This is a genomic window from Kiritimatiellales bacterium, from assembly GCA_041656295.1.
GTDB lineage: Bacteria > Verrucomicrobiota > Kiritimatiellia > Kiritimatiellales > Tichowtungiaceae > Tichowtungia.
Window position 1 is genome coordinate 112766 of record JBBADV010000004.1, and the last position, 26159, is coordinate 138924.

At 51.3% G+C, this 26159-nt stretch carries 18 protein-coding genes; all 18 read left to right on the forward strand.

Annotated features, from left to right (window positions below; genetic code table 11):
- Positions 1 to 2: 2 nt before the first annotated feature.
- The 18 genes from WC959_03840 (at position 3) to WC959_03925 (ending at position 26159) form a co-directional block, all read left to right on the forward strand.
- Positions 3 to 1766: a hypothetical protein gene (locus tag WC959_03840; protein ID MFA5688262.1), complete on the forward strand. Its 1764-nt coding sequence runs from the start codon at positions 3 to 5 to the stop codon at positions 1764 to 1766.
- A complete protein-coding gene (locus WC959_03845) occupies positions 1763 to 3499 on the forward strand; it encodes a hypothetical protein (GenBank protein ID MFA5688263.1) in 1737 nt (578 codons plus the stop codon). The genes WC959_03840 and WC959_03845 overlap by 4 nt, the downstream gene beginning before the upstream one ends.
- A complete protein-coding gene (gnpA, locus tag WC959_03850) occupies positions 3496 to 5619 on the forward strand; it encodes a 1,3-beta-galactosyl-N-acetylhexosamine phosphorylase (protein MFA5688264.1) in 2124 nt (707 codons plus the stop codon). Before WC959_03845 ends, gnpA begins: the two co-directional genes overlap by 4 nt.
- Entirely contained in the window at positions 5616 to 7157 is a 1542-nt protein-coding gene (locus tag WC959_03855; protein ID MFA5688265.1) for a sulfatase-like hydrolase/transferase, read from the forward strand. The genes gnpA and WC959_03855 overlap by 4 nt, the downstream gene beginning before the upstream one ends.
- Positions 7158 to 7160: 3 nt before the next feature.
- On the forward strand, positions 7161 to 8726 hold the full coding sequence (locus tag WC959_03860) for a sulfatase-like hydrolase/transferase (GenBank protein MFA5688266.1): 1566 nt from the start codon (positions 7161 to 7163) through the stop codon (positions 8724 to 8726).
- A 16-nt stretch (positions 8727 to 8742) separates the two neighbouring features.
- Positions 8743 to 11553, forward strand: coding sequence for an FAD-dependent oxidoreductase (locus tag WC959_03865; protein ID MFA5688267.1), 2811 nt, complete (start codon positions 8743 to 8745; stop codon positions 11551 to 11553).
- Between the two features lie 17 nt (positions 11554 to 11570).
- The gene (locus tag WC959_03870) at positions 11571 to 12923 is read left to right on the forward strand and encodes a sulfatase-like hydrolase/transferase (GenBank protein ID MFA5688268.1); all 1353 of its coding nucleotides are present in this window, start codon (positions 11571 to 11573) and stop codon (positions 12921 to 12923) included.
- A 29-nt stretch (positions 12924 to 12952) separates the two neighbouring features.
- Positions 12953 to 13183 carry a hypothetical protein gene (locus tag WC959_03875; protein MFA5688269.1) on the forward strand — a complete coding sequence of 77 codons (231 nt, stop codon included), beginning with the start codon at positions 12953 to 12955 and terminating at the stop codon, positions 13181 to 13183.
- Positions 13184 to 13301: 118 nt separating this feature from the next.
- On the forward strand, positions 13302 to 14285 hold the full coding sequence (locus WC959_03880) for an alpha/beta hydrolase (protein ID MFA5688270.1): 984 nt from the start codon (positions 13302 to 13304) through the stop codon (positions 14283 to 14285).
- 14 nt (positions 14286 to 14299) lie between these two features.
- The gene (locus WC959_03885) at positions 14300 to 15832 is read left to right on the forward strand and encodes a sulfatase-like hydrolase/transferase (GenBank protein MFA5688271.1); all 1533 of its coding nucleotides are present in this window, start codon (positions 14300 to 14302) and stop codon (positions 15830 to 15832) included.
- A 14-nt stretch (positions 15833 to 15846) separates the two neighbouring features.
- Positions 15847 to 18318 carry a 1,3-beta-galactosyl-N-acetylhexosamine phosphorylase N-terminal domain-containing protein gene (locus tag WC959_03890; protein MFA5688272.1) on the forward strand — a complete coding sequence of 824 codons (2472 nt, stop codon included), beginning with the start codon at positions 15847 to 15849 and terminating at the stop codon, positions 18316 to 18318.
- 16 nt (positions 18319 to 18334) lie between these two features.
- Positions 18335 to 18997, forward strand: coding sequence for a hypothetical protein (locus tag WC959_03895; GenBank protein ID MFA5688273.1), 663 nt, complete (start codon positions 18335 to 18337; stop codon positions 18995 to 18997).
- A 158-nt stretch (positions 18998 to 19155) separates the two neighbouring features.
- Positions 19156 to 19851, forward strand: coding sequence for a hypothetical protein (locus tag WC959_03900; GenBank protein ID MFA5688274.1), 696 nt, complete (start codon positions 19156 to 19158; stop codon positions 19849 to 19851).
- A 174-nt stretch (positions 19852 to 20025) separates the two neighbouring features.
- On the forward strand, positions 20026 to 20772 hold the full coding sequence (locus WC959_03905; protein MFA5688275.1) for a PEP-CTERM sorting domain-containing protein: 747 nt from the start codon (positions 20026 to 20028) through the stop codon (positions 20770 to 20772).
- 270 nt (positions 20773 to 21042) lie between these two features.
- Positions 21043 to 21777 (forward strand): PEP-CTERM sorting domain-containing protein, encoded by a 735-nt coding sequence (locus WC959_03910; GenBank protein MFA5688276.1) that lies wholly within the window; start codon positions 21043 to 21045, stop codon positions 21775 to 21777.
- Positions 21778 to 21913: 136 nt separating this feature from the next.
- A complete protein-coding gene (locus tag WC959_03915; GenBank protein MFA5688277.1) occupies positions 21914 to 23008 on the forward strand; it encodes a GntR family transcriptional regulator in 1095 nt (364 codons plus the stop codon).
- A gap of 86 nt (positions 23009 to 23094) precedes the next feature.
- Entirely contained in the window at positions 23095 to 24441 is a 1347-nt protein-coding gene (locus WC959_03920; GenBank protein ID MFA5688278.1) for a sulfatase, read from the forward strand.
- Positions 24438 to 26159 (forward strand): hypothetical protein, encoded by a 1722-nt coding sequence (locus WC959_03925; GenBank protein MFA5688279.1) that lies wholly within the window; start codon positions 24438 to 24440, stop codon positions 26157 to 26159. The genes WC959_03920 and WC959_03925 overlap by 4 nt, the downstream gene beginning before the upstream one ends.

Consider the following 26159-nt stretch of genomic DNA (forward strand, 5'->3'; position numbering starts at 1 on the left):
TCATGCGTGTTCTGTTAAAACGGTTGTGTCTGTTCATCGTATCATTAAACGCTGCGGCGGCGGAGCTGAGCTGGCGGATGCCGGCGCTGAAAGAAAATGCGGTTCCGGCGTTGAACACCGGTTTTGAATTCGACGAAGAAACGCTGCGTAAAGGAATTCATCTTGAACCGGCGAAGCCGTATGAATGGGTTTTTGCACCGGCGGAAAAAATCAGCTTTCATCTTTTTTCGGATGCAAAACTGCGCGCCGGCGATGTGTTTCTAACGGCGTGGAACTGGAACGGTGATGCCGTATGGCAGAAACAGTTGTGCGCGCCGTTCGATGAACAGATTTCATTTTCTGTTGAAGGACGCGGCACGTGGCTGGTGACGCTCGATCTGTTTGAATCCGGCGAATTCGTCAGCCGGTTGGCGAAAAGTTTCGCGGTGCTGCCATCGAACGAACTTAAAAGAAATTTCTGGGGCATGGACGGAGAGTTTTTTCTCGGCTCCTGTTTGTTTCCGTGCCGGACGGGCTGGACAAACAGCTTCGGCGCAATGACACCGCCGGGATTAACCGACCGGCAGACAACACAGCGCGAGCTGGCGCTGGATGCGCGGCTCGGCTTGAAAATTGAACGCTTTGATAACGATGCACTGATGCTGGACAACCGCTCCACCGCCGGATTCCCGGCAGATTTTTCACGGCTCGACAGCATTGCGGATATGATTTCCGACGCCGGTTTGGATCTGGCCTTGCAGATTATTCCGCTGCCGTGGATGACGCGCAAAGATTATGCCGACGCCGGACATGCATTCTGGATGAGTCCGCCGGAACCGGAAGCGTATTCTCAACTGGTTCAGCAGTTTCTGCTCCGTTATTCCGGCAGAACGGCGTTTATGGAAATCATGAACGAGCCGGATAATCTGCATTTCTGGGTCGGCAGCGGACAGGAATATGTTAATCTGTTTCAAACGGCGCTCACTGCGCGCAAATCCGTGCGCGCCGCGCCGCGCCGGCTTGCGCCGCTGCTGGCGGGCGGGATGACGCCGCTGAAAGCACCGGATGTGAAATCGGAAGAAGATCCGGTAAAGCGCGCGCGGATGCAGGAAATCGTCAGCGGAACAATTGACGCGCCGTATCTTTCATTTCATGCGCACGGCACGCTGGAGCGCGCGCGCAAGCACATGGAAATTCTGCGCGAAATGTGCACCGTCGCCGGCAAGCCGGATATGCCGTTCGTACAAACAGAAGGCGGTATTTGTGCGTGGAGTCTGGCGAATGAAAAAATTCAGGCGATAACGGCGCTGCAGAAAGTGTTGTATGCCTGGGCGAATAACACACGCGGCTGGTTGTTCTATGCAACCCGCTGGCACGGCGGGCCAAGAGTTCAGATTCCGGCGAAAGACGGCGGAACGCCGGCGGGCTGGGGTTATCTGGATTATTATTTCTGCCCGCGTTTTGCCTATGGCGCCATCGGAGCATTTGCGGATGTTTATGCCGGCGCGCATTTTGAACGGAAGCTGGCGGAAACAGATTCTTTCTTCGTGTATGAATTTTCAAAAGGATCCGACCGGCTGATCAGCTTTTTTGTCCTGCAGAGCGATGCCGGTCCGGCGCCGGAAAAAACAATTTCAATTCGCACCGTCGCCGACCGTGCGGAATTAATTGATGCGATGGGTAATATTATTTCTACGCCGGCGGAAAGAACCATCACACTCACCGCCGGTGTTTATCCGCAAACACTGCGTTTGAAAAATGCAACAGAGGCGGAGCTGGTTCCATGATGCGGATGCTTCCGGTTTTGTTGTTGAGCGGACTCTCCTTAGCGGGGCAGTCCGTCTTCAACCTTGCGCCGGAAATGCGGCGGGTTGAAACGGAAGCGACGTTGAGTTCCGCCGGCTGGCTGCAGGAAACCGCCGCTATTCGCGCCGGTTTTTCAATTGAACCGGAAACGCCGTTCAACTGGATTTTTTCTCCGGGCGAGACCGTTCAGCTCCGGTGTACATCCGGCAATATCCAGCGCGGCGAACTGCACTTAACGGTTTGGGACTGGAACGGCATTCCGGTTGCAAAAAAAACGCTGCGCTGTCCGGTTGACGAAACACTGATTTTTAACATCACCGGCCGCGGAACCTGGCTGCTGACGCTGGATCAGGTTGAGAATGGAACAGTTGCTGCGCGCCTGCCGAAAAGTTTTGCAGTGCTGCCATCGAATGAAGCGCAGCGAAGCCGCTGGAGTATGGACGGAGAATTTTTTCTCGGGTCGTGCATGTTTCCGGCGCGGCTGAACGGTAAAAACAGTTTCGGTCCGTTCTGTCCGGCGCCGTTGACGGCGGATGAAACAGTTAATAAAGAACTCGAACTGGATGCGCGGTTGGGACTGAGCATTGAACGGATCAGCTGTTCGGCGCTGGTGGACAGCAACCGGAAATCCGGCGGGTTTCCGGTCGATTATTCAGCGCAGGATCAGCTGGTTGATTTGATCGCCGGAAAGGGATTTCAGGTTGCACTGCAGCTGGGCGGCCTGCCGTGGATGCAGCGCGCCGGAAATTCCGGTGCGGCGGCGTGGTGGCAGCTTCCGCCGGAAACTGAATGTTTCCGGCGCTTCGCCGGAGAATTTCTCTCCCGGTATGCAAAACACGCCGCATTTGTTGAAGTGATGAACGAGCCGGATAACGATCATTTCTGGCGTGGAACCGCAGATGAATATATTGAGATTTTTCAAATTGCGGCGGAAGAAAGCCGCAAACTTTCCCGGCCCGTTAAACTGCTTTGCGGCGGACTGACGCCGCTTGCCGCGCCGGATGATCTGATTAAACAAGAGAAGACAACCGGAATTTTAACGGCGGCGCTCGATTCACCGTTTATTCCGTTTCATGCGCACGGCGATTTAACACGCATTCGCACGCATTATGAAAATTTGAATGCCATCGCAGAACGCGCCGGCGCTAAAAACATTTCATTCATTCAAACCGAAGGCGGTGACGCGGCGTGGCGGCTTGATAAAGAAATCTCCCAGGCCGTGACGCACATGCAGAAACTTTTCTTCGGCCGGGCGAACGGTGCCGAAGGCTGGCTGTTTTATGCGACCCGCTGGCAGGGCGGTCCGCGTATGCAGATTCCGCCGGCGGACGGCGGGACGCCGGCGGGCTGGGGCTATCTGGATTATTATTTCTGCCCGCGTTTTGCCTACGGCGCGATCGGCGCATTTGCAGATGTGTATGCCGGTGCGCGTTTTGAACGCAAGCTTGCCGAAACAGAGGATCTGTTTGTCTATGAATTCTCCCGCGGTAATGACCGGCTGATTGCATTTTTCACGCTGTTTCAAACACGTGCCGGCGGAACGAAGAAAAACATTTCCTTCAAGGCGGATGCCGGCGGAATCCAGCTGCTGGACGCCATGGGCAATGTTGTGCGGACGTTTTCTGCCGGAACGGCTGCCGTCACGGCATCGGCTTATCCTCAAACACTGATTTTTAAAAATGCTTCGACCATTAATTTACAGGAATCGAAATGAATTACGGACGGGTTACACTGCCTGCTGAAGCGGGCTATGAAAAAGAGACAGCGGAGCTGATGCGCCGGTGGGGTGCGGATGCCGTGCGCAATTCTGACGGCACGGAACTTTCCGCCGGCATCAACGCACTGGGCGCAACGGTATATTCTACGCTGTGTCTGATCCGCGCCGATCAGGATTATGCCTATGCGCACCGGCAGTTTGTACACCACCGCGTTTTAATGAGCGATCCGCGCACAGCGGGAAATTCTCCGCTGACAATTGAACTGCTCGCCGGTTTTTTCGCGCGCCAGTTTGAAATCGATTGGGACGACGATCCGCAAAACTGGTGGGAAGTGATCGATCGCACAACCGGTGATCTTGTCGCGCCGGAAAACTGGAGCGCGGATAAAAATTCCGGAACAGTGATCATTCAAGCGCCGGCGCCGGGACATGTTTATACGGTGAACTTTTTTGTCCGGCAGATCTGGGAGCCGACGTCGATGTATAACCATCTGACCAACGGCTGGACGCGCCGCGAAGCGATGGGAATTGATCCGCGTTTCCCCTCCGCCGGAAATTATCTGCTCGACTGGTTGAAACACTGGTTGGAAAAAAATCCGGAGGTGGATGTCGTGCGGCTGACATCGCTCTTTTATCATTTCACCATTACCGGCGGCACCGACGGTTCGCCGCGCCATACCGACTGGTTCGGCTATCACGATGCCGTCAGTCCATATGCACTGGAACTCTTTGAACAGGAACACGGCTACCGTCCGGCGCTCGAAACATTTATTGACGGCGGAAGTTATAACGGTGCGCACCGGATTCCCGATCAGGCGGTGAAAGACTGGATGGATTTCGTTCAGAAATTTGTCCGCGCCTATGCCGGCAAAGTGAATGAACTGATTCACGCCGCCGGAAAAATTTCGATGTTCTTTTTCGGCGATCACTGGATCGGCGCCGAGCCGTACCTCGCCGGGTTTCCTGAAACCGGATTCGATTATGTTGTCGGTTCTGTAACCTGCGGCGAAGATTTGCGCCGGATTGCCGACATTCCCGGCAGCATCAAAAAAGAGATACGCATGCAGCCGTATCTTTTTCCGGACTTGTTTGACGGTCAGCATAACACCGCCGGAACCGCCCGGCAGATGTGGGTTGCGGCGCGGCGTGCACTGCTGCGCAATCCGGTGATCGACCGGATCGGTTACGGCGGATATTTAAGTTTAGCGGCGAAAGATGAAGCGTTTGTTGCGGCAGTGGAATCCATCTGCAACGAGTTCCGCGATATTATTGAAACGGTCGGCGGACAGAAGCCGTACACCGTGGCGCGTGTCGGAATTTTAAATGCGTGGGGCAGATGCCGGTCGTGGATGACCGGTCCGCGCTGGTATGAAAAATTTAACGGGCGCGGACTTTCTGAAGCGCTTTCCGGTCTGCCGTTCGACGTTTCATTTTTGAATTTTGACGATATAAAAACCGGTGCGCTGGATTCAATTGACGTGCTGATTAATGAAGGTCGCGAGGGTTCGGCGTGGAGCGGCGGAAAACTGTGGGCGGATCTGGATGTGCAGGAAAAAATTCGTGCATTTGTAAAATCCGGCGGCGCGCTGCTTGGCGTCAGCGATCCATCGGCACACGCCGGTGCGAACCGTATTTTCCAATTGGCGGATGTCTTCGGTGTCGATAAAGAATCCGGCGCAACACGGAATTGCGCGCCGGCGAAAACCGTGCCGCCGGAAAACCATTTTTTAAAGAATCTGCCGGTACCGGCGCTGGAAACCAATGTGTTTCCGGCACAGCCGACGGTGCAGATTCTAGCCGCGCAAAACAATCATGTTTTGCTGGCCGCGCATGAATACGGCGCCGGCCGCGCAGTGTATCTTTCGCGGATTGATTGTGTTCCGGAACAGGTACAGGCGTTGCGCCGGATTCTGCTGTGGCTCGCCGGCAAGGAGGATGAGCTGAGCCAATGCAGTTCGGAAAATCCGGCAGTGGATGCGGTATTTTTTCCGGCAGTAAACCAATGGATTGTGGCAAACAACAGTCCGGCGCCGCAAACGGCGGCGGTGTATAATCCGGCGGGCGAAAAAGAAATTTTTAAATTACAGCCGTATGAGCTGCAGAAAGGTGCACGATGAAAAAAATAATTAGAATGATAATGGCGCTTTCCGGATTTTCGGTGGCGACTGCCGCCGGCAATGAAAAACCGAATGTGGTTTTTATTCATCTGGACGATCTGGATTTTAATGAAATCAGCTGCTATCGGGGATCCGGCTTGGTGCTGTCGCCGCACATGGATCAGCTCGCGAAAGACGGCATGAAATTTTTGCGTGGATATGTCACCAGTCCGGTTTGCGTTCCGAGCCGCTATGCGTTTCTCACCGGAAAATATGCCGGCAAAAATAACCGGCTGGCGCAGGAAATTCCGGCGGATAAACCGGTGAGTCTGGAGAATGTTGAACTGCAGGGGAAATCCGGCGTGTTCATCGAAGCGGGCGGCGGAGAAAAAACAATTGCGCATTATTTTAATGAACTGGGCTATGCCACGGCGATGGTCGGCAAATATCATAACGACCGCATTTCGCTGCAGCGCCCGTATCTGAATTTCGGCAGCGATGCGCGTGATCCGGCGGCACTGAAAAAACTGAAAGAGCATTATGCGGAAACTGTCGCGCGTGTAAAAGCGCAGACCGGTTTTGATGTGGTTGACCGCCTTTACTGGGAGAATAAAGAGGCGTTTCCGATTGAAGAAATTCAGTTTGATAATTCACCGTGGGTAACGGAAGGAGCGATTCATTTTATTCGTGCGAACAGCAAGCAGCCGTTCTTCCTTTATTATGCCAGTCCGCTGCCGCACGGCATTGCTTCGTCCGACGGTATGCAGGTGAATCTGCGTAAGCGCGATCCGCGCGCGACGCCCGCCGGTTTTCTGGAAAATGTTCCGGATGTTCAGCCGCCGCTCGACGATGTGTTTGCGCGGGTGTCCGCTGCCGGAATTAAAAATGAAAATGCGGCGATCATCACCTGGCTCGACGATTCAGTCGGTGCGCTGCTGCGCACGCTCGAAGAAGAGGGCATTGCGGAACGCACGATAGTGGTTCTGCTCAGCGATCATCAGAGCGCCGGAAAACGGATGCTGTATGAAGCCGGCGTGAATGTTCCGATGATTGTGAAATGGCCGGGGGTGGTGAGCGCCGGAACAGTTTGTGGCCGGCTGGCGGCGTCGATCGACTGGCTGCCGACGCTGGTTGAAGCAGTGGGCGGAATTGTAAATCCCGGCGCGGTTGACGGTGTGAGTTTACTGCCGCTGCTGAAAGGCAGCTCGTCGCCGGTACGCGAAAGTATTTTTCTTGAATTCGGTTTTGCCAAAGGTGTGGTGACGGAGAAGTGGAAATATATTGCACTGCGTTATCCGCCGGAACTTCAACCGCTGCTGGAAGCGGATAAAGTGATCTGGGACGGATCGACGCGCGGTTCGCCGCAATGGTTCCGCCGGAAATTTCCGGCGTACTCCGACTGCGATCAGCTGTTTAATTTAAATGATGATCCGGCGGAACAGAAAAATCTTGCCGCCGATCCGGCATTTGTGCCGGTGCTGCAGGAAATGCAAACGCTGCTGAAACAATACGCCGCCGGACTGCCGCATGTGTTCGGCGAATTTAAAACCGGCAAATAAATTATGAAAAAATCGCTCATCACATCAACACTTGCGCTCGCCGGAGGACTGCTCGGTGCGGCGGAAAACAGCCGGCCGAATTTTGTGTTTGTGCTGCTGGACGATGTCGGTCCCGGCTGGATTCCGCCGTATGCAAAACGGCTGACGCCGGAAAACATAGAGCCTGAAATTGTCGAACTGTACCGGCAGTGGAAAGGCAAAGCCGCCGGAGTTGATCTGGAACGGCATATTTTAACGGCGCAAGAGGCGATGCCGGCGCTCGCAGCACTGGCGGATAACGGCGTGGTGTTTGACCGCGCGTTTGCAACGGCGTCTATCTGCGGACCGTCACGTGCCGGACTTTTAACCGGAACGTTTCAACAGCGCTGGCGCATCTATGATAACGCGGATATTGAACAGACCGGTCTGTTGAAAACCTTTCCGTGTCTGACGCAGCCGCTCAAACAGGCGGGTTATGAATGCGGGGTGGTCGGCAAATGGCACATCGCGCGGAATGATCCTGCCGCCGCCGGTACGCCGGGCTTTAAATCGTCGGCGATTGCCGGTGATCATCCGCTCGATCAAGGCTTCACCTATTATTTCGGTTACAACTCTTATGCAACCACCTATTACGAATCCGCCGATCTTTGGGAAAACCGCAGTGCCGTTCCGAAACGCCCCGCCGGCGAATTTCTGACGGATCTGTTTAATGAAAAAGCACTGGCATTCGCTGGCAACGCTGTAAAAAACAGCAAACCGTTCGTGTTATATTACAGTCCAATGTCGAACCACGGACCGCTTGATCCGCCGCCGGATCATTATACCGACCACTTTAATTCCGGCATTCGTTTTACCGATCAGTTCGCCGGGCACCTGCGTGCTGTGGATGATTTTCTGAAAAAAATCGGCGATCTGCTGAAACAGAATGGACAGTTCGATAATACACTGTTTGTTTTTTCAACGGACAACGGTCAGCCGATCAATATGCCGCCGTACAACGCGCCGTTCAAAGGCGGCAAAGGCACCGGCTGGATCGGCGGACTGCGCGTGCCGCTCATCATTTCCGGCGCCAGCGTCACCCGGCGCGGAACCACCGCCGGCGTCGTTTCACTCATCGATATTTTTCCGACGTTTATGGATGCCGTCGGAATTGCTCTGCCGGAAAATATTGACGGGAAATCGCTGCGTCCGTTTTTAGCGGAGCAGGCCGAGTCAACACCGCGCGCAATTCTGCCGGCGGCAGGCCTGCACTCCACGCGCTGGTCGTACGGCTATGAACTTGGCGAACGGAACCGGCAGGACTCGACGCGCTGTCCGCTGTTCGGCGCATTAATTACAACGGACGATGTTTTGCTGGTTCGCACTGCAACGGTGCCCGGGTTATATAAAAAATTCCCCGCCGGAATTCCGGCGCAGGAAGAGCTGTTTGGATTCACTGCCGATCCGATGCTGTTGAAAAATGTGACAGAGGAATTTCCGGAAAAAACATGGCGGATGAGAAGTGAATTGCATGCGTGGCTTGAAACGGTATCCCCGCCGGCGCTGAATCATGAAGCCCGCTTTGAAGAACTGCTCGATTTGACAAAATAAAGAATGGAGGAACCCAGTGAATCAGAAAAAAATTATTATTACATATATGCTCAGCCTGTTAACTTTTTTGAACGGAGCGTTTGGGCAGTATCCCGCTCCGTTTGTGTCGCAGGCGTTGCAAAAAAACAGCCGGCCGGTGCTGGAAGAGGTTGTTCCCGGAACCATCTGGATTGATGCGGAGGATTTTTCAGATTACGGCGGCTGGTATCACGATACGCAGTTTATTCACCTGATGGGTTCAGGATATCTTCTCGCCGGCGGAACCGGCACGCCGGTTAAAGATGCGGTTACAACAATCTCAGTGAAAAAACCGGGATCGTATACATTATGGGTGCGCTCAAGAAACTGGGATGCCGGGTTCGCGCCCGGAACATTCAAGGTTCAGGTCGGAGAAAAAATCAGCGGACTTCTGGGCAATGATCCCGGTGAAGAATGGGTGTGGCAGAACGGCGGGTCGTATGATTTAACGGCAGGCGAAACCGGACTCCGCCTGATGGATCAGACCGGATATTACGGCCGCTGCGACGCGCTGGTTCTGACGCTGGATCCGGCATTTGTTCCGCCGCCGTTTGAAGCGCTGGCGGATGCGCGCGCGAAATATACAGGGTTGGATTTGCAACCGGAAATTTTTGACGGATTTGATGTGATCGTTATCGGCGGCGGACCCGCCGGAACGTCGGCCGCGATTGCGGCGGCACGGCACGGCGCCAGAACTGCGCTGATTCAGGACCGTCCCGTACTGGGAGGAAACAGCGGTTACGAATTTGCAGTCCGTATGAACGGCGCCGGTTCCAAAAACGCGCACATGCGTGAAGGCGGAATTATTAATGAGGCCGTAATGATGCACGCCATCAGCACAAGCGGCGGATTCAGCCCGGCGTTTCAGCAGCTTGCGGATGCCGAAACGAATCTGACCGTGTTTTTAAATATGCGGGTGGATGGTGTATTGATGACATCCGATGAAGTCATTAAAGGCGTGAAAGCGGTACATACGCTGGACGGACGTCGCTTTGAATTTTATGGAGCGCTGTTTATTGATTGTACGGGTGACGGCTGGGTCGGATATTATGCCAGCGCTGATTTCCGGCTGGGACGTGAAGCCAGATCAGAATTTAATGAAGCTGTTGCGCCGGAACTGGCGGATAATATCACCATGAGCGCCTGTCTGAACAGTGAAGGCGGGCCGCTGTTAAGAAATACAGGATCGCCGGTTCAATTCACGCCGAAACCGTGGGCAGCACAGCTTCCGAAAGGTTTTTCCCGTCCTATTGCCGGGCTGGGAATGCGCTACTGGTGGATCGAATATCCCGGCGATACTGATGATCTCTGGCAGGCGGAAGAGGCGCGCGATTATCTGATTCGAATTTCTTTCGGCTATGTGGATTTTTTAAAAAACCGGTGGCCGGAAAAATTAAAGGCGGAGAAATATGATGTAGATAATGTCGGCGTGTTTTTAGGCCGGCGCGAATCACGCCGCCTGGAGGGAGACTATGTATTAAATCTTAATGATGTTCTGGGCGCGCGCTGGTTTGAAGATTCAATTACGCATTACGGCTGGTATGTGGATGTGCACCATCCGTTAGGAATTTTTTCCACCGAGGGACCTTTTGAGTGCAATTACAGAGTGCCGATGGGCGGCGGAATTCCGTTCAGGTGTTTGTATTCAAAAAATATTACAAATCTCTTAATGGCCGGACGATGCATTAGCGTGTCGCATTATGCGCTGGGAACCACACGGATTATGATGACCTGCGCAACGACCGGCCAGGCCGCCGGAACGGCGGCGGCGATGGCTGCCGGACGCGGAATCACTCCGCGGGATGTCGGCCGCGATCATATCCATGAGCTGCAGCAGCGTCTGCTGCGTGATGATCAATATATTCCGGCGCTTAAAAATGAAGATCCGGCGGATCTGGCGCGCAACGCGGTTTGCACCGCATCCAGCGTACAGGATGTGTGGGAAATTGATGCGGATTATTACCGGCGTCCGGGAACGCTGCAGAAAGGCGTAAAAACACTGCCGCTGTGCGCGCGGTGGGTGATGTGTCCGGTGGGAAAACAGCAGAAGATCGGTACGCTGAATTTCTATGTTGAAAACACGCAGAAAACAGACTGCGAAGTTTTTCTTAATATTCATGCATCGCTGCAGTTCCGCGATTTTAAAAATATAAAGGCGGCGGTAAAAATCCCGGTTACAATTCCGGCGAATTTCAGCGGAATATTGCCGGTGGAAGTGAATCAGAACATCGCCGGAAAATTTCTGGTCATGCGGTTTTCAGAAAAATCGGGTTCGGCCGCGAAGGTCTACTGGCTGCAAAGCCAGTCAAATCCGCCGCAGATGTGTTCGTTTTTCTCATACAAAGGCGAAGAAGTGTATGAGGACAAAACACTTCCGGCATTCTTTGCGCAACCGGCGCTGCAATGGGATTATGACTTTTCGGCGGAAAATGTGATTAACGGACTGACCCGCTGTCTGCCGGACGGCTCGGTAAATATGTGGTCGTCGGATCCGGCTCAGCCGCTGCCGCAGTGGGTTCAGCTGGCTTGGGAAAAACCGCAGGAAATCAAAGAAGTGCGTCTGATATTTGATACAAACCTTGACCGCTGGCAGTACGTCGATAATCCAGGAATTCCTGAGCGCGTCAGCGATTATGAACTTCAGGCGTGGATTAATCATTCGTGGCAGACGATTGCTGCGGAGCGCGGAAATATTCAGCGTTTGCGCATTCATCAGCTTGATCCGGTAACAACCGATCGCCTTCGCGTGCTGGTTACGAAAACCGGCGGCGATGCGTCCGCGCGTATTTTTGAAATCCGGGCATATTAATTTGCAGGAGAAAAATTATGATCAACAAAAATCTGCTGACCGCCGGAATTGCGTTTTCTTTTTCCGGAACAATTCATGCGGAAAAAATTTCGGTGCCGAATATTGTAATTATTCTGACGGACGATCAGGGCTATGCCGATACCGGTTTTCAAGGCAGCAGCGATATTAAAACACCCTTTCTGGACGGTATGGCGAAAGAAGGCGTGCGCTTTACGGAAGCGTATGTGACATACCCGGTTTGCGGCCCGAGCCGCGCCGGTTTAATGACCGGACGGATTCCGCAGCGGTTCGGATTTGAACGCAATCCGGCGTATGACCGGACCGATCCGACGATCGGCCTGCCGTTGAGCGAAAACACGCTGGGCGATTTGATGAAGTCTGCCGGATATCGTACCGGCGCGGTCGGTAAATGGCATCTTGGCGATCATCCGCAGTTTCATCCAAACCGGCGCGGGTTTGATTATTTTTACGGATTCACCGGCGGTGGACACCGTTATTTTCCGGCGGAATATGCAGCGCTGCGGAAGAATTCCGGCAGTTCCGAGTATTTAACACCGCTGGAACGCAACGGAGAACCGGCGGAAGAAACCGGATATCTGACGGATATTCTGACGCGTGAAGCGCTGCAGTTTATCCGGGACAGCAAAGATACGCCGTTCTTTTTGTACCTTGCATATAACGCGCCGCATACTCCGCTGGAAGCGACTGAAAAATATCTGTCGCGGCATCAGGATATTCAGGATAAAAACCGCCGCACGTATGCCGCAATGCTCAGTGCAGTGGATGACGGTGTCGGCGAAATTCTCAGCCTGCTTGACGAGTTGAATCTTAAACAGAATACCCTGATTTTTTTCCTGTCGGATAACGGCGGTGCATGGAACAACGGATCGAACAATCAGCCGTTGCGCGGCGGGAAAAGCAGTTTGTACGACGGCGGTGTGCGGGTTCCGTTTTTGATGAGCTGGCCCGGAGTTCTGCCGGAAAATAAAGTGTATGAACTGCCGGTTTCGTCGCTGGACATTGCGGCGACAATGGTTGCGGCTGCGGGCGCAGCGCCGTCCGCCGACCGGCCGCTGGACGGTGTAAATCTGGTTCCGTATGTCGCCGGAAAAAATAATGAACGTCCGCACCGGATGCTGTGGTGGCGCAAGTTTGATCAGGACCGGTATGCCATTCGTTATGATGATTTGAAGTTGGTAAAAACCGGACCGGCGGTTCAGTTGATGAATTTATCGAACGATATCGGAGAAAAAATAGATTTAATCAATCAGTATCCGGAAAAAGTGGACCAGCTTAAAGCACTGTGGGATGAACTGGAAAAGGAAATGATTGAACCGGTATTTCGCGGATTATCCGGTCCGCAGAAATGAACACAGCAACAGAAAGGAGACGGAAGCAGATGAAAAGGTTAGTCGCTATAGCAGGTATCGTTTTATTGGCCGCCGGTTTTGCATCGGCCGATCAAGTTGAAGGAATGACCAAAGAAGAATATCTCCGGTTTGCCGAAAGACTGGCGCAGAAAAAAGGCTGGAATTTCAGCAAAGAAAAAGCGGAAGCAAAGTTCGAGATGATGGATGCAAATAAAGACGGAATTCTGACTAAAGAAGAACAGGCCGTTTATCAAAAGTAGCATTGCCTGCCGGTTTCTCAAAAATCAGCGGAAATACCCCGTGGTTTACCGCGGGGAGTTTAGCTGAATTTCAAAAAGAAAAACTGAAATGAAAAAAACGGCAAACATAATGTTACTTATGGCTGTACTGAAAAGTTTTGCCGCCTTTTCTGATACGGTCGAGGATACATCATCTTTTCAAACGAAAATTGATGTCTGGCAGGCCGACCGGCTTGAACGATTAACGATAAACATCCGTTCATATCCCCGTTCTGCGCCGGTTTACCGGAATGTTCTGTATAAACAGACGAATGACTGGTTCGGCCTGATAGGTATTTACATGCCAAATGAAAATGCACAAAAACCGGTGCCGGTTATTGTCTGGTTTCATGGCGGTGGATGGCAGCTGGGTGCAAAAGAAGATATTGACACATTAGTTTTAGAGGAGATGACCGGTAGAGGATTTGCGGTTGTATCGGTCGGCTATCGTCTGTGCAACTTTGATCCCGATAATGTTCTTATCCACGACTGTGTTACCAATTGTAAGGACAGTATCCGGTTCCTCGTAAAAAATGCGGAAAAATACAGTTTTGATTCAGAACGGATTGCGGTCTGGGGCGGATCCGCCGGAGGTCATCTGGCACAAATGACAGCACTGAGTCCGCCGGAATCTTTTCCTGGCGATCCATCTCTTCTGCCGCATTCCGTTCAGCCCGCCGCCGGAATTTCGTGGTTTGGTCCGTCGGACTTTGTACATTATCAGTTATTTGATCTGGCCTCAGACGCGGCCTATCATCATCGCTGGCGAAACCGTATTTTCATCGCAGGCACTTCGCCGGAAGAAGTTATCCGGATAAAACAGGAGATCAGTCCGGTTCTGTATATGAAGAAAGATTCACCGCCGATGATGTTTGCTCTCGGCGATACGGACCGGACGATTTCATACCGGCAAATGGAATTGATGCAGAGCCGCGCAGAAGAAGTCACCGCTTCGTTCCGGTTTCTTACTGTAGCAAATGCAGGACATGGCTGGAAAAAAGATGCTGAATACAATCCGGTTCCAGTGAAACCGGAAATCGTAAAACAGTGTGCAGACTTTATTGCTGAGCAGTTAAATCGATGAAAGATGTTTGATTAATGAAAAGAAGCATAATAAAAAATTTGATGACGGTATTAAACTGCGGAGTCTCGCGTGCAGTTTGTTTTGTTTCAATTTTCAGTGCGGCAAAAGCCGCAGAAAAGCCGCGGCCGAATGTTCTGTTTCTGATGGTTGATGAAATGCGCTGGGATGCCATGAGCTGCGCCGGGCATCCGGTGGTAAAAACTCCCAATCTTGACCGTTTAGCAGAAAACAGCGTTCGTTTCAGCCGGGCCTACAGTGCTTCTCCGGTCTGTGTTCCGGCGCGGAATTCATTATTTACGTCACGGTACACACCGGTGCATGGCGTTCTTTCAAACAAGCACAATGTTAACGCCGGTGAAATTTTTCTTCCGTCAATTTTTCAGTATTTCGGTTATAAAACTGCAATTTCAGGGAAACTTCATTTTCAGCCTAAAGGACCGGACTACGGCTTTGATGAATTTTATTCTTATCGAAATGAAGGTACGCAATTTGAAAACAGTTATGACTTTTTTATAACACAGAAATACGGCGATCCGGTGAAGAACCGGTATTCACGAAAACCCGGAAGTCAGATTTATGCGAGCGATCCGCTTGGCCGTGATTACGGGGAATATGCGCATGATATTGCGGATTACGAAACATCATGGATCGGAAGATATGCCGTTGAGTTTATCCGGCGGCAGAATACCGGCCGGCCATGGTTTCTTTTTACATCATTTAACCGTCCGCATTCGCCGTACGTTCTTCCTGAACCGTATTTTTCAATGTACCGGGATAAAGAAATTCCTCTACCAGAAATTCCGCAAGAGATTATTAACGCCCGCCCTGGAATGCCGCGCAATCAGCAGCGGCAGCACATTGCAAATAAAGACATGCTGCGCGATTTAACACAGAGCTACTTGGCAAGTATTACATTTGTAGATGATCAGATCGGACTGATTCTGAACGAATTAAAACAGCGCGGCATGGAAGAGGATACAATTATTGTTTTCACTTCCGACCATGGAAATATGCTGGGGGAACGGGGACGTTTTTTCAAAAGCTGTATGTACGACGGTTCTGCCCGGATTCCGCTGATTATTTCTGTTCCCGAAAAATGGCTGCCTGACATAAAGCCTGAACGTAATGTTCAGGAAATCGTCGAATTGATTGACATTATGCCGACGCTGCTGGATTTGGCCGGACTCAAAAATTCTGTTTCCGGAATGCAGGGCGAAAGCCTGAAAGAATTACTTTGCGGGAACGCGAAAAACTGGAAAAACGAAGCCTACTCCCGATTGTGGGAAGACATGCTGGTTTCAGGGAATTATAAATATATTTACAGCAGTAAAGAAAACCGGTGGGAAGTTTATGATTTGGCTGCGGATCCTTTGGAACAGAATAATTTGGCAGGCGCCGCCGGATTTAAGGAAAAAATTTCTCAAGCAAAAGATAAAATGAACAAACGCTTTTCATGGAAGCCCGGCGCGCTTTGCGTTGACGGAATGGAGATGCCTGAATACGCAAAAATATTGCGCCCTAAGTTTTCGACGGAATCAGATGATTAATGAATGAGGTAATAATGAATTCCGGAATATACAGATTCAAATGGATCGTCGCGGTTCTGCTCCTTTATTTTAATTATAATTTTTCGGATGCAACACTGACCATTTCTCCGGCGCAAACAAATGTTGTGATTTCATGGACTGGCGCAACGGGACAGCTTTATTCGGTTTCATCTTCATCCGATTTAAATTCCGGCGCGTGGACGCGCGTCGGCAATCTGCTCGCCGGAAACGGCGCGGAACTTTCCGTTACAAACCGGTTGAAGGAAAAAGAATTTTTCCGCGTGGCGCCGGACGCCGGACCAATGACAACATTGATGTGGAACCTTGGCACTGCGCCGCTTGAACCGGCGCGCATCATCGCCGCCGGCGGAAACACCGTCTGGATGATCGCGCGGGCGGGGTCCAAAGCTGTAGAAGAAGCTGGGCTTACGGCGATGCAAACCTATAAAGTGCTGAACAATGCGGACTGGCCGGTCTTATATCCGCAATACCGGCCGCGCCGTTTCATTGCATCGAAACCGGTAACCGCCGCAAATTCCGGCGCGCTCATTGTGAATTTACTGGACGGATATCCCGAATCGTACCGGCTGGAAGAGGATCTGTTTTTTCGTCCATACTGGAAAGTATGGAACAGAACGGCGCGCACAGAAATTCCGGCGGACGGATGGGGTTATACAGACGGCACCATTGAAATTTTTTCCGCCGCTGCCGGCAGTGAATACAGCGCCGGTTTTTCGATTGTGGATGAAGACACCGGCATCCGGCTGGATATGTTTTCAACCAATGCGCAACAGATCGTGCTCAACGATTATCAGCGCATTCTTGATCTTGATGTCGCGTCCATGGTTCGCCCGACTCAGTTTGCATTTTATTTTTTCAATCAGCTTTATCCCACCGGCGCGTTCCGTGACTGGTATGGACCCTGCATGATTCTCGGACGCAGCTTTATTGAGCGTTATGAAGCGCGCTTTAACAAAACCTTTGATCTGAACAGCCTGTTTGATTTCGGTGTGGTTCGCTCAACGAACGACGAAAAGCATGCCGGTTATCTGGAATTGCTGGAACTTCAACGTGAAGTTGCACAGGATTTTGCGCCGCGTTTTACCGCCGGATTTCATCAGCACCGCCGCAATGTCCGCGTCCGGATGTTCTGGGGCGATTCGTGGGTCGGCCTTGAACCGTCATCTCCGGATTTTATTTCCGCTGGTTTTGACGAAATTGTTACGGCCGTTTCTGTTCCGCAGGACGTTCGCCGGTTGATGACGGTGGACCACCGTGTGCGCCGCAGTTCGCGCATTGGATTCTGGGAAGTTGAACCGGGCAATGGAATCAACCGGTTCGCCGCAGACTGGGCGGCGTTTCTGCGGGCGGCGCTGCGGGAATTCCCGGAAGGCATCAGTCTCGGCGGTCCGCCGGTCGTCAGGCTGATGAATGAAGAACCCGGCTTTGAAGATTATATGACCGCGCGGTTTGCCGAGTTTAATTTTTTATATCGTCTGCTCAACGGAAAAAAAGCGTACGTACATGATCTGAAAATCGGTGTGCTCAATTCCTACGGCGCACTGCGCGCCTGGCCGCGCGAATTTACAATGAACTGGTCACAGCGGCTGTGGAAGAGATTAACCGATCTGCCGGTGGATGTGCAGTGGCTCAGTTTTGATGAGATTCTCGCCGCCGGAATTCCGGCGGATATTGATGTTTTAATTAATGCCGGCGAAGCGGGCAGCGCCTGGAGCGGCGGCGAGGAATGGACGCCGGCGGCGGCGGCGGCGATTGAAGCGTTTGTAAATTCCGGCGGCGCATTTATCGGCATCGACGCTCCCGGCGTTACCGGCGGTGTGTGCGTACTGTCGAACCTGCTCGGCGTTGCATATAACGGCGCCGCAACGGAGCGGGCGGCACTGAAAATTTTTAACGGCGAAGATGCAATCCGCCGGTTTATTTCTCCGGTGCCGAATGCGGCCTGGCCGATACTGAATTTAAAACCGCAGATCGCGGCGGAACTCGGCATGGAAACGCAGATCGGCAGTGCGCTGTATAATTCAAAAATGACGGCACTGCCGGCAGCGGAACGGCTGGACACGGCGGCGACTCAGGCGCTGTTTACGCGCCGGAATTCCGGCGCCGGTACCGCGTGGTATCTTTCCGGTGTTCCTGCCACGGAACCGGGCTTCGATTTTTTTAAACGGCTGATGTTTCATGCCGCCGGAAAATCCGGACGGCTGCAGCTGCTGGATTGTAAAACCGCCGGCGGATTTGTTTATTACTATCCGGAAGGGAATCTTTTAATCGCATATAATCAAACCGGTGTGCCGCACATAGAACTTTGTCTTGGACTTTTTGCCGGCGCCGGAACCGTGACACTGAAAAACATCACTGCAAATACCGGCGAAGTTTCTTTTTCCGGCGCAGCGCTGATGAACGAAGCAGTTTCGGTGGCAGTTCCGGCAGATGAATTTGCCGTTTGGCAGGTTGTAGAAAACTAACAAGAAGGAGAACAGCATGAAGAAAAAACGGATCATACTTATCGTGACGGGAATCCTGCTTTCCGGCAGTACCGGTTATGCTAAAATGATTGCCGCTGATGATTTTCCGTATTCCGGACCGCTCGGAGGAAATCGAGCCGGTTTTGGCTGGAGCTGGGGCTGGAACGAACCGCCGATGCAGTTTATTGCCAATAACGGGCGGGTCAGGGCGGAGAATATCTCCTCCAGCCACCGTCGGAATTTTCCGGCAACAGAAAAAAATCAGACCGTTTATTTCAGCTTCCTGTGCTGCGTGACCGGCGAAAAGGATGGTGTGTATACTGCAAAATTCGATTTGCGCTCGGAAGCCGAACTGGTCGCGTCAATCGGCGTTACCGGAAAAACATTTATGGGAGCAATCGGCGGCAGCGGACAGAAACCGTTCGGAAACTATACGCAGGGGAAAGCACACCGGATCGTTGGAAAGCTGGAATTCAATGCAGAAAAAAATGCGGAACGGCTGAGTGTGTGGGTTGACCCTGCCGGTGAATCAGATCCTGCCGCCGGCACAGTTCTGGCCGATTCCGGTTTCGATTCGGTTTCCCGCGCGCAGATTCAAACGCTGGTGCTGAACGCCGGCGGCACCGCGGAGTTTGGTGATCTGCGAATCGGAACCGAAATGAAAGACGTTCTGCCGTAAAAAATTAAAGGTCGCCGGTTTTGTGATCGCTCCAGATGTGAAAAATTGGATGTGCAAAAACCGTAAAAAATTTATTTACCGTAATAGGTCACTGATATGCAAAAATATAAAACAAACAGTTATGGGAACTGTTTAAAAAGCAAAAAGGAGTCGGCATTATGAGAAAGAAATGGATGAGTGTTGTCGGGTTGGTCGCATTATGGAGTGCAGTAACACATGCGGATTTTTATTTAACGTTAACAGGCGGGGCTGCAAATATTGCGAGCGCCGGCTCAGTGTGGGAATTCGATTTCACGATCGATGGTTCCGGTAATATCACTGTATCCGCCGGCGCCGCTGATCAGTTTTTTACAAGCGTGGCCGGCGGTGCCGCCGCTGTTGTCGGAACGGTTACGAACGCAGCGTTATTTAATACCTCGTTTTCGTTGAAAATGACGAGCAACGGAGATTCTTTCGGAATTCATCCGACCGGAAGATTCGGAGTTAATACTTATTCAACATCTGCAGAGGCAGCGGGAGATCGTCTTCGTATCAGCCGCGACGAAACAATTATGTTTGACTGGGATTTAACCGGTCTGCCTGCCGGGTATACATTCCAGATGGATGCATTAAGCATTGGTTATGCCAATGCTGCCGGCAATTATTCAATTAATGGTGTGGCGAATACAAATCCCGGGTATGTTCGCAATGGCAGTGGTGATGTTGAGCTTTCAACTCCGGTATTTAATGGCGGTTCAGATCCTGCGCCGATTAATGTCGGTATAGTTGACGGCGGTGATATCGGTGTCGGCCCGATTCGATTTACACTCACTTCGTCAGCAAAGATCAGTTTAATCCTTATTTCTTCACCCTGAGTGCCGGCGGACAGCAGAATCCGGCGGTTTCCACGCTGAAACCTGACAGATGTATGTTCGTGAATTTTGAGGAAATAAAAATAAAAAAATATTGACTGTAATAGGTCGCTGATATACAAAGATATAAAACAAGCAGTTATGGGAACTGTTTAAAAAACAAAAGGAGCTGGTATTATGAGAAAGAAATGGATGAGTATCATTGGAATAATCGCATTGTGGAGCGGAGTCATACATGCGGATCTTGCTTTACGTTTAACGGGGACTGCACAAGCTCTTAATGCCGGAAGCGTGTGGGAATTCGAATTCACGATCGACGGTTCAGGAAATGTGACTGTATCCGCCGGCGCAGCTGATCAGTTTTTTACAAGCGTAGCTGACGGCGCCGCCGCCGTTGTCGGAATGGTTACGGATACAGCGCTGTTTAACACCTCGTTTTCATTGCAAATGACGAACAACGGAGATTCTTTCGGATTTCATACAAATAATGCAACCTTTGGACGGTTCGGCGTTAATTCTTTTTCGACGACTGCAGAAGCCACCGGAAATCGTTACCGTATTGACGAATCCTCCGGAGAATTGATCTATTTTGACTGGGATTTAACCGGTCTGCCAACCGGATACACCTTCCAGATGACAGGACTGGAAACCGGTTATGCAAATTCGAACGGGAATTATTCGGTTAACGGCGTAACGGATGCCGGGTTCGTGAAGAACAATAAGGATATTATTTATCTTTCGACGACGCCGGCGTTTACCGGAGGCTCAAATCCTGCGCCGATTACAATCGGTGCGGTGAATGGCGGCGACATCGCGCCCGGCTCGATCGTGTTCTCAATTGTTCCGATCCCGGAGCCGGCGACTGCCGGACTGGTTTCAATTTCGACGGCGGTGCTGCTGCTGTTCCGCCGGCTTAAAAAATAACCGCACCGAAATGGAAAGGATATACCGGGCGCTGTCATGCGCCCGGTTTTGTTTTTCCGGCAGATGTCAGGTTTACGCAGTTGGCGTACCGGACAACCTGTGACAGACCTCCGCCGGTTCATGAGCTGTACCGGCAATTCGGTTCCTCAACTGTCACGATCAGCAGTAAAATAATTGAGAAAAGTAATTGACTGTAATAGGTCGCTGATATACAAATATTAAAAATGAGCAGTTATGGGAACTGTTCAAAAAACAAAAGGAGTCGGCATTATGAGAAAGAAATGGATGAGTGTCGTTGGGATAATCGTATTGTGCAGCGGGATAATACATGCGGATCTTTATTTAACGTTAACAGGCGGGGCTGCAAATATTGCGAGCGCCGGCTCAGTGTGGGAATTCGATTTCACGATCGATGGTTCCGGTAATATCACTGTATCCGCCGGCACCGCTGATCAGTTTTTTACAAGCGTAGCCGGCGGTGTCGCCGCTGTTGCCGAAACGATTGCGGACTCGGCGTTATTTAATACCTCGTTTTCATTGAAAATGACGAGCAACGGAGATTCTTTCGGAATTCATCCAACTGGAAGATTTGGAGTTAATACTTATTCAACATCCGCAGAAGCAGCGGGGGAACGTCTCCGTATCAGCCGCGACGAAACAATTACGTTCGACTGGGATTTAACCGGTCTGCCTACTGGATATACATTCCAGATGGATGCTTTCACAACCGGTTATGCAAATTCCAACGGCAACTATTCAATTAACGGCGTGACGAATACAAATCCCGGGTATGTTCGCAATGGCAGTGGTGATGTTGAACTTTCAACTCCGGTATTTACCGGCGGTTCAGATCCTGCGCCGATTACAATTGGCGTAACTGGTGATGGTGATATCGGCATCGGTCCGGTCCGGTTTGTGATCACTCCGGTTCCGGAACCGGCGACTGCCGGGCTGGTTTCAATTTCGGCGGCAGCGCTGCTGCTGTTCCGCCGGTTTAGAACATAACGGCACTGTACACGAGAGTTATGCCGGACACAGCAGTGCTGTGTCCGGTTTTGTTTTTCGGTGCGTGTCCGGTTTATCAATTTGACTGTTTCAGTTCACTTGCATACTTTTTCTGAAACTAAGCAGAAGGAAGTATATGTCTGAGCAGCGGCTGCCGTATGGAAAAATTTACGATTATGTGCTGGAGAAAATCCGCACCGGAAAAATCGGCGACAAACTTCCGTCGGTTCGCGAACTGCGCCGGCAGTTCGGATTTTCAATCGTCACGATCAATAAGGCGTATCAGCACGTCATTTCTCAGGGGTTGGTTGAGGTCCGTTCCGGTCAGGGCTGTTTCATTAAGGCGCATGAGGGCGAAGTATTGACGGAACATAAAAACGCCGGCTTTGACCGTTCTGTGGTGATGGCCTATAAAGATTATTTTTCGGCAACCACCTGGCAGGTGGTGCATGAAATTGAGCGCTTGTGCCGGATTAAAAAATTTAATCTGCTCAATTATAAAGTGAACTCCGCCGATTCGCTGGAGTCGCTGGTGAAGTTTATTAAAAAACAGCAGGGCGTCGCCGGAATTCTGCTGAAAGGAATGGAAGACCTTTTTTATGGCCATCTCGATATGCTGAACACGCTGAATCTGCCGGTGGTTCTGCTGGACAGCGGTGTGGAAAATCTTTCCGAGTTCCCGAATACGCGGTCGATTACGCCGGATTTTGAACAGAGCGGTTTTCTGATGGCGAAAACGCTGCTGGATCATGGCTGTCAAAAACTGGCGTATGTTCAAACGGATACACATCAGTTTTTCAGCATTCACGGCTTGCAGAAATCCGGCATTAAACGCGCGCTGCGCGAGGCCGGACTTTCCAGCCGGTCGCTGCTGTCATTCATGGATTCGGCGGCGGACCGGAATCTCGGCGCGCACGAATCGGGCTACCGGTTGATTAAACAGAACGCCGCGAAAATCAAAAAAACAGACGGATTGATTTTCAGCAATTCGGCATCGGCATTTGCAGCGTTACGCGCATTAGCGGAAGCCGGCATTGCGGTGCCGGACGATGTCGCGGTGATTGGCGAGGGCGCCTACGAATATACGCAATACACCAATCCGCCGCTTTCCACCACCGGTTTCCGGTATTCCGAACTGGCGGATAAAGGGCTGGACGCACTGTTTAATTCCAAAACGCCGCAGCTTCAACTGCTGAAGCCGTATGTCACCGTTGCCGGAAGTATCCGCTGAACCGGGATCATATTTTCGTCAGATACAGGTTGACTTCGGCTCAATAATTGGTGTAATAGGTCGCCATAATACATATTAAATTTACTATGAAACAACGTAAAAATATCCTTTTGATTGTCGCACATGATCTCGGACAGCACATCGGCCCGTACGGCGTAAAAACTGTAAATACACCAAACCTTGAGCGGATGGCAGCCCGGGGAACGCTGTTTGAAAAAAACTTCTGTACGTCGCCGGGATGTTCGCCGTCACGCGCCGCGATTTTTACCGGACGCTATCCGCATTGCAACGGTGTAATGGGATTAACACACGCCGATTTTTTATGGCGGCTGAATGCCAATGAAAAACATCTCGCGCAGGTGTTCAAAGAAAACGGTTACGATACCTGCCTGCTCGGCAACTGGCACGAGAACAACCGAATTAATAATGTCGGCTATCAGACAACGGTCGTGCGTGACGGCAATCAATTTGAATTGAGTTCTGATGTAAATCAAAACGCAACACATCCAAGTGCACCGGATCTGGCGGCGCGCGCAGATTTTTATTTCGGCCGGATTCAAAATTCTGACACACCGTTTTTTATGTATGCCGGAATTTTTGAACCGCACCGTCCGTTTGATTTTGCCGGTTGTGTGCCGGACACCGAGAAAGGATGCTGGATTCCGCCGTATATTCCGCAGGAAACGCCGGAGCAGCGCACGGCGGCGGAAAAAGAATTCGGCGCGGTACAGGGTTGCATTAAACAGATGGATGAAGCCGTTGGAAAACTGCTCGACAGCCTGGAGGCGCACGGACTCAAAGAAAATACCGTGGTGCTGTTCACCTCCGATCACGGCCTCGCCATGCCGCGCGCGAAATGTACGCTGTACGACGCCGGAATTGAAACGCCGTTGATTTTATGGGGCGGCGGTGTGCCGGAAAATATCCGGTATTCAAATCTGATCTCGAATGTTGATTATTTTCCGTCACTTCTTGAATGGGCAAACCTTCCGGTTCCGGCAAATGTGCAGGGCAGAAGTTTTATGCCGCAACTTACCGGCAGGGCGCATCAGCCGCGAGAAGAAATCTTCGCCGAAAAAACATATCACCGCGATTACGATCCGATCCGCTGCATTCGCACAGAACGTTATAAATACATTATTAATTTTGAATTGAATGTTGCATACGACGCACCGTCAGATGTTCAGCAGGGTGAGATTTACCGGACCGCGGTTGAAAAATATATGGAGCTGCGTCCGCGATATGAACTGTATGATTTGAGTGCAGATCCGTGGGAACAGAATAACCTCAGCGGAATGCCGGAACAGACGGACGTTGAAAAACAGTTGAAAGAAAAATTGATCAGCTGGATGAAAGAAACCGGCGATCCGCTGCTGAACGGGCCGGTGCGGTCCTTTTATAACCGGGAACTGCTAATGGAACTTTGCAGATGACCCGGTTTGAAATTAAAAATACTGCGGATGCCGTGCCGGAAATTTTTGCTGCCTTGATGCATGGCGGCGATAATCTGGAAGTTTATTTTTCCGGCAGAGAATTCCATTTTTATCCGGATTTTGCATTTGAACGCTATTATTATATTTCAAATAATCGGCATGGTTTAAAACGCGTCGCATTTCCGGTCACCGGCAAGAAAAATATTATAATTAACGGCGGCGGTGCAAAGTTTATCTTTCACGGCGAAATCATTCCGTTTGTAATTGAACAATCGTCAGCAATTACGCTGAAGAATTTCTCTGTCGACTGGCAGCGTCCGTTTTATTCGCAGGGAATAATTTCCGGCGTGGATGAAAACGGCATTGAGCTGAAAATTGACCGGGAACGGTACCCGTACCATATCGAAAATGAAACGATCATATTTGACGGCGAAGGCTGGTCGCATTCAATCAATGAAGGTGTTTTTGAAATGGATTCAAACACCGGCGGCCCGGCATATTTGAGCGGTGATTCGCTCGGCGGGTATATTCCGCCGGCGCAGTTTCGCGCGGTTCAGCTTGATGAACAGACGATTCGGCTGAATGCGCCGTTTCAGCGCCGCGCGAACGCCGGCAATGTTCTGCTGCTGCGTCATTATCCGCGCCTCTGTCCCGGAATTCATCTCCGGCAGAGCCGGAATATCTGTATCGAAAATGTCGAATTGAATCATGCCGGCGGGATGGGATTAATTGCGCAGTTTTGCGAAAATATTCACTTGAAAAACAGTTCTGTCCGTCCGGCTGCCGGCAGCGGACGCTTTTTTTCGGTAACGGTCGATGCAACGCATTTTGTGAACTGCCGCGGACTGATCAGAATTGAGGACTGTTTTTTTTCGAACCAGATGGATGATTTTATCAATGTTCATGGAATTAACACGCGCATCAAAAAAATCATCGACCGGCGCACAGTGATTACCGAACTTGTGCACCATGAACAGCACGGCACAGACATCGGATTTCCCGGCGACCGGATGAATATTTCCGATAACGTGACGCTGCTGGCGTATGCCTCGAATACAGTTCAAAACATTGAACGGATTAATTCGCGCTATTCAATTATACGTTTTGAGAATGATCTGCCGCCGGAATTAAAAGAATATCATGTGCTGGAAAATATGAGCTGGACGCCGGATGTGCGGATTGCGGGCTGTACCGGCAGAAATAACCGTGCGCGCGGCTGTTTGATTTCAACGCCGGGAAATGTTGTGATTGAAAACAACCGGATCGGATCGTCCGGCGCCGGAATTAAGATCAGCGGCGATGCAAATTACTGGTTCGAATCCGGCGCAGTGCGTGATGTGGTAATTCGTAATAATGAATTCGGCGACTGCTGCTACGGTCCGGCGGAATGGGGCAAAGCGGTGATTGATATTGATCCGGAAATTGCCGATCCGTGGAAAAATCCGGAATGTTTTCACCGGAATATCCGTATTGAAAATAATTCATTCTGCACTTTCGATACCGGAATTCTTTATGCCCGTTCCGTCGACGGCTTAACGTTTAACAATAATACGGTGACGCTCTCGCATTCATATCCGGCTGCCGGACGGCTCCCGGCGAATATTGTCCTGGATGCGTGCCGGAATATGAACGTTGATGCCGCCGGATTGAGCGTCGAGTGTAATCACACGCAGCCGGGCTCCGTCATATCAACCGGTTTTCAGCCATCGCTCGGATAA

What these genes read in the sequence shown, in the direction of transcription:
- WC959_03905 (MFA5688275.1), top strand. Translation starts at nt 20,026, where the DNA reads ATGAGAAAGAAATGGATGAGTATCATTGGAATAATCGCATTGTGGAGC.
- WC959_03910 (MFA5688276.1), top strand. Translation starts at nt 21,043, where the DNA reads ATGAGAAAGAAATGGATGAGTGTCGTTGGGATAATCGTATTGTGCAGC.
- WC959_03855 (MFA5688265.1), top strand. Translation starts at nt 5,616, where the DNA reads ATGAAAAAAATAATTAGAATGATAATGGCGCTTTCCGGATTTTCGGTG.
- WC959_03895 (MFA5688273.1), top strand. Translation starts at nt 18,335, where the DNA reads ATGAAGAAAAAACGGATCATACTTATCGTGACGGGAATCCTGCTTTCC.
- WC959_03875 (MFA5688269.1), top strand. Translation starts at nt 12,953, where the DNA reads ATGAAAAGGTTAGTCGCTATAGCAGGTATCGTTTTATTGGCCGCCGGT.
- WC959_03880 (MFA5688270.1), top strand. Translation starts at nt 13,302, where the DNA reads ATGGCTGTACTGAAAAGTTTTGCCGCCTTTTCTGATACGGTCGAGGAT.
- WC959_03845 (MFA5688263.1), top strand. Translation starts at nt 1,763, where the DNA reads ATGATGCGGATGCTTCCGGTTTTGTTGTTGAGCGGACTCTCCTTAGCG.
- WC959_03900 (MFA5688274.1), top strand. Translation starts at nt 19,156, where the DNA reads ATGAGAAAGAAATGGATGAGTGTTGTCGGGTTGGTCGCATTATGGAGT.
- WC959_03860 (MFA5688266.1), top strand. Translation starts at nt 7,161, where the DNA reads ATGAAAAAATCGCTCATCACATCAACACTTGCGCTCGCCGGAGGACTG.
- WC959_03840 (MFA5688262.1), top strand. Translation starts at nt 3, where the DNA reads ATGCGTGTTCTGTTAAAACGGTTGTGTCTGTTCATCGTATCATTAAAC.
- WC959_03890 (MFA5688272.1), top strand. Translation starts at nt 15,847, where the DNA reads ATGAATTCCGGAATATACAGATTCAAATGGATCGTCGCGGTTCTGCTC.
- gnpA (MFA5688264.1), top strand. Translation starts at nt 3,496, where the DNA reads ATGAATTACGGACGGGTTACACTGCCTGCTGAAGCGGGCTATGAAAAA.
- WC959_03920 (MFA5688278.1), top strand. Translation starts at nt 23,095, where the DNA reads ATGAAACAACGTAAAAATATCCTTTTGATTGTCGCACATGATCTCGGA.
- WC959_03915 (MFA5688277.1), top strand. Translation starts at nt 21,914, where the DNA reads ATGTCTGAGCAGCGGCTGCCGTATGGAAAAATTTACGATTATGTGCTG.
- WC959_03885 (MFA5688271.1), top strand. Translation starts at nt 14,300, where the DNA reads ATGAAAAGAAGCATAATAAAAAATTTGATGACGGTATTAAACTGCGGA.
- WC959_03870 (MFA5688268.1), top strand. Translation starts at nt 11,571, where the DNA reads ATGATCAACAAAAATCTGCTGACCGCCGGAATTGCGTTTTCTTTTTCC.
- WC959_03925 (MFA5688279.1), top strand. Translation starts at nt 24,438, where the DNA reads ATGACCCGGTTTGAAATTAAAAATACTGCGGATGCCGTGCCGGAAATT.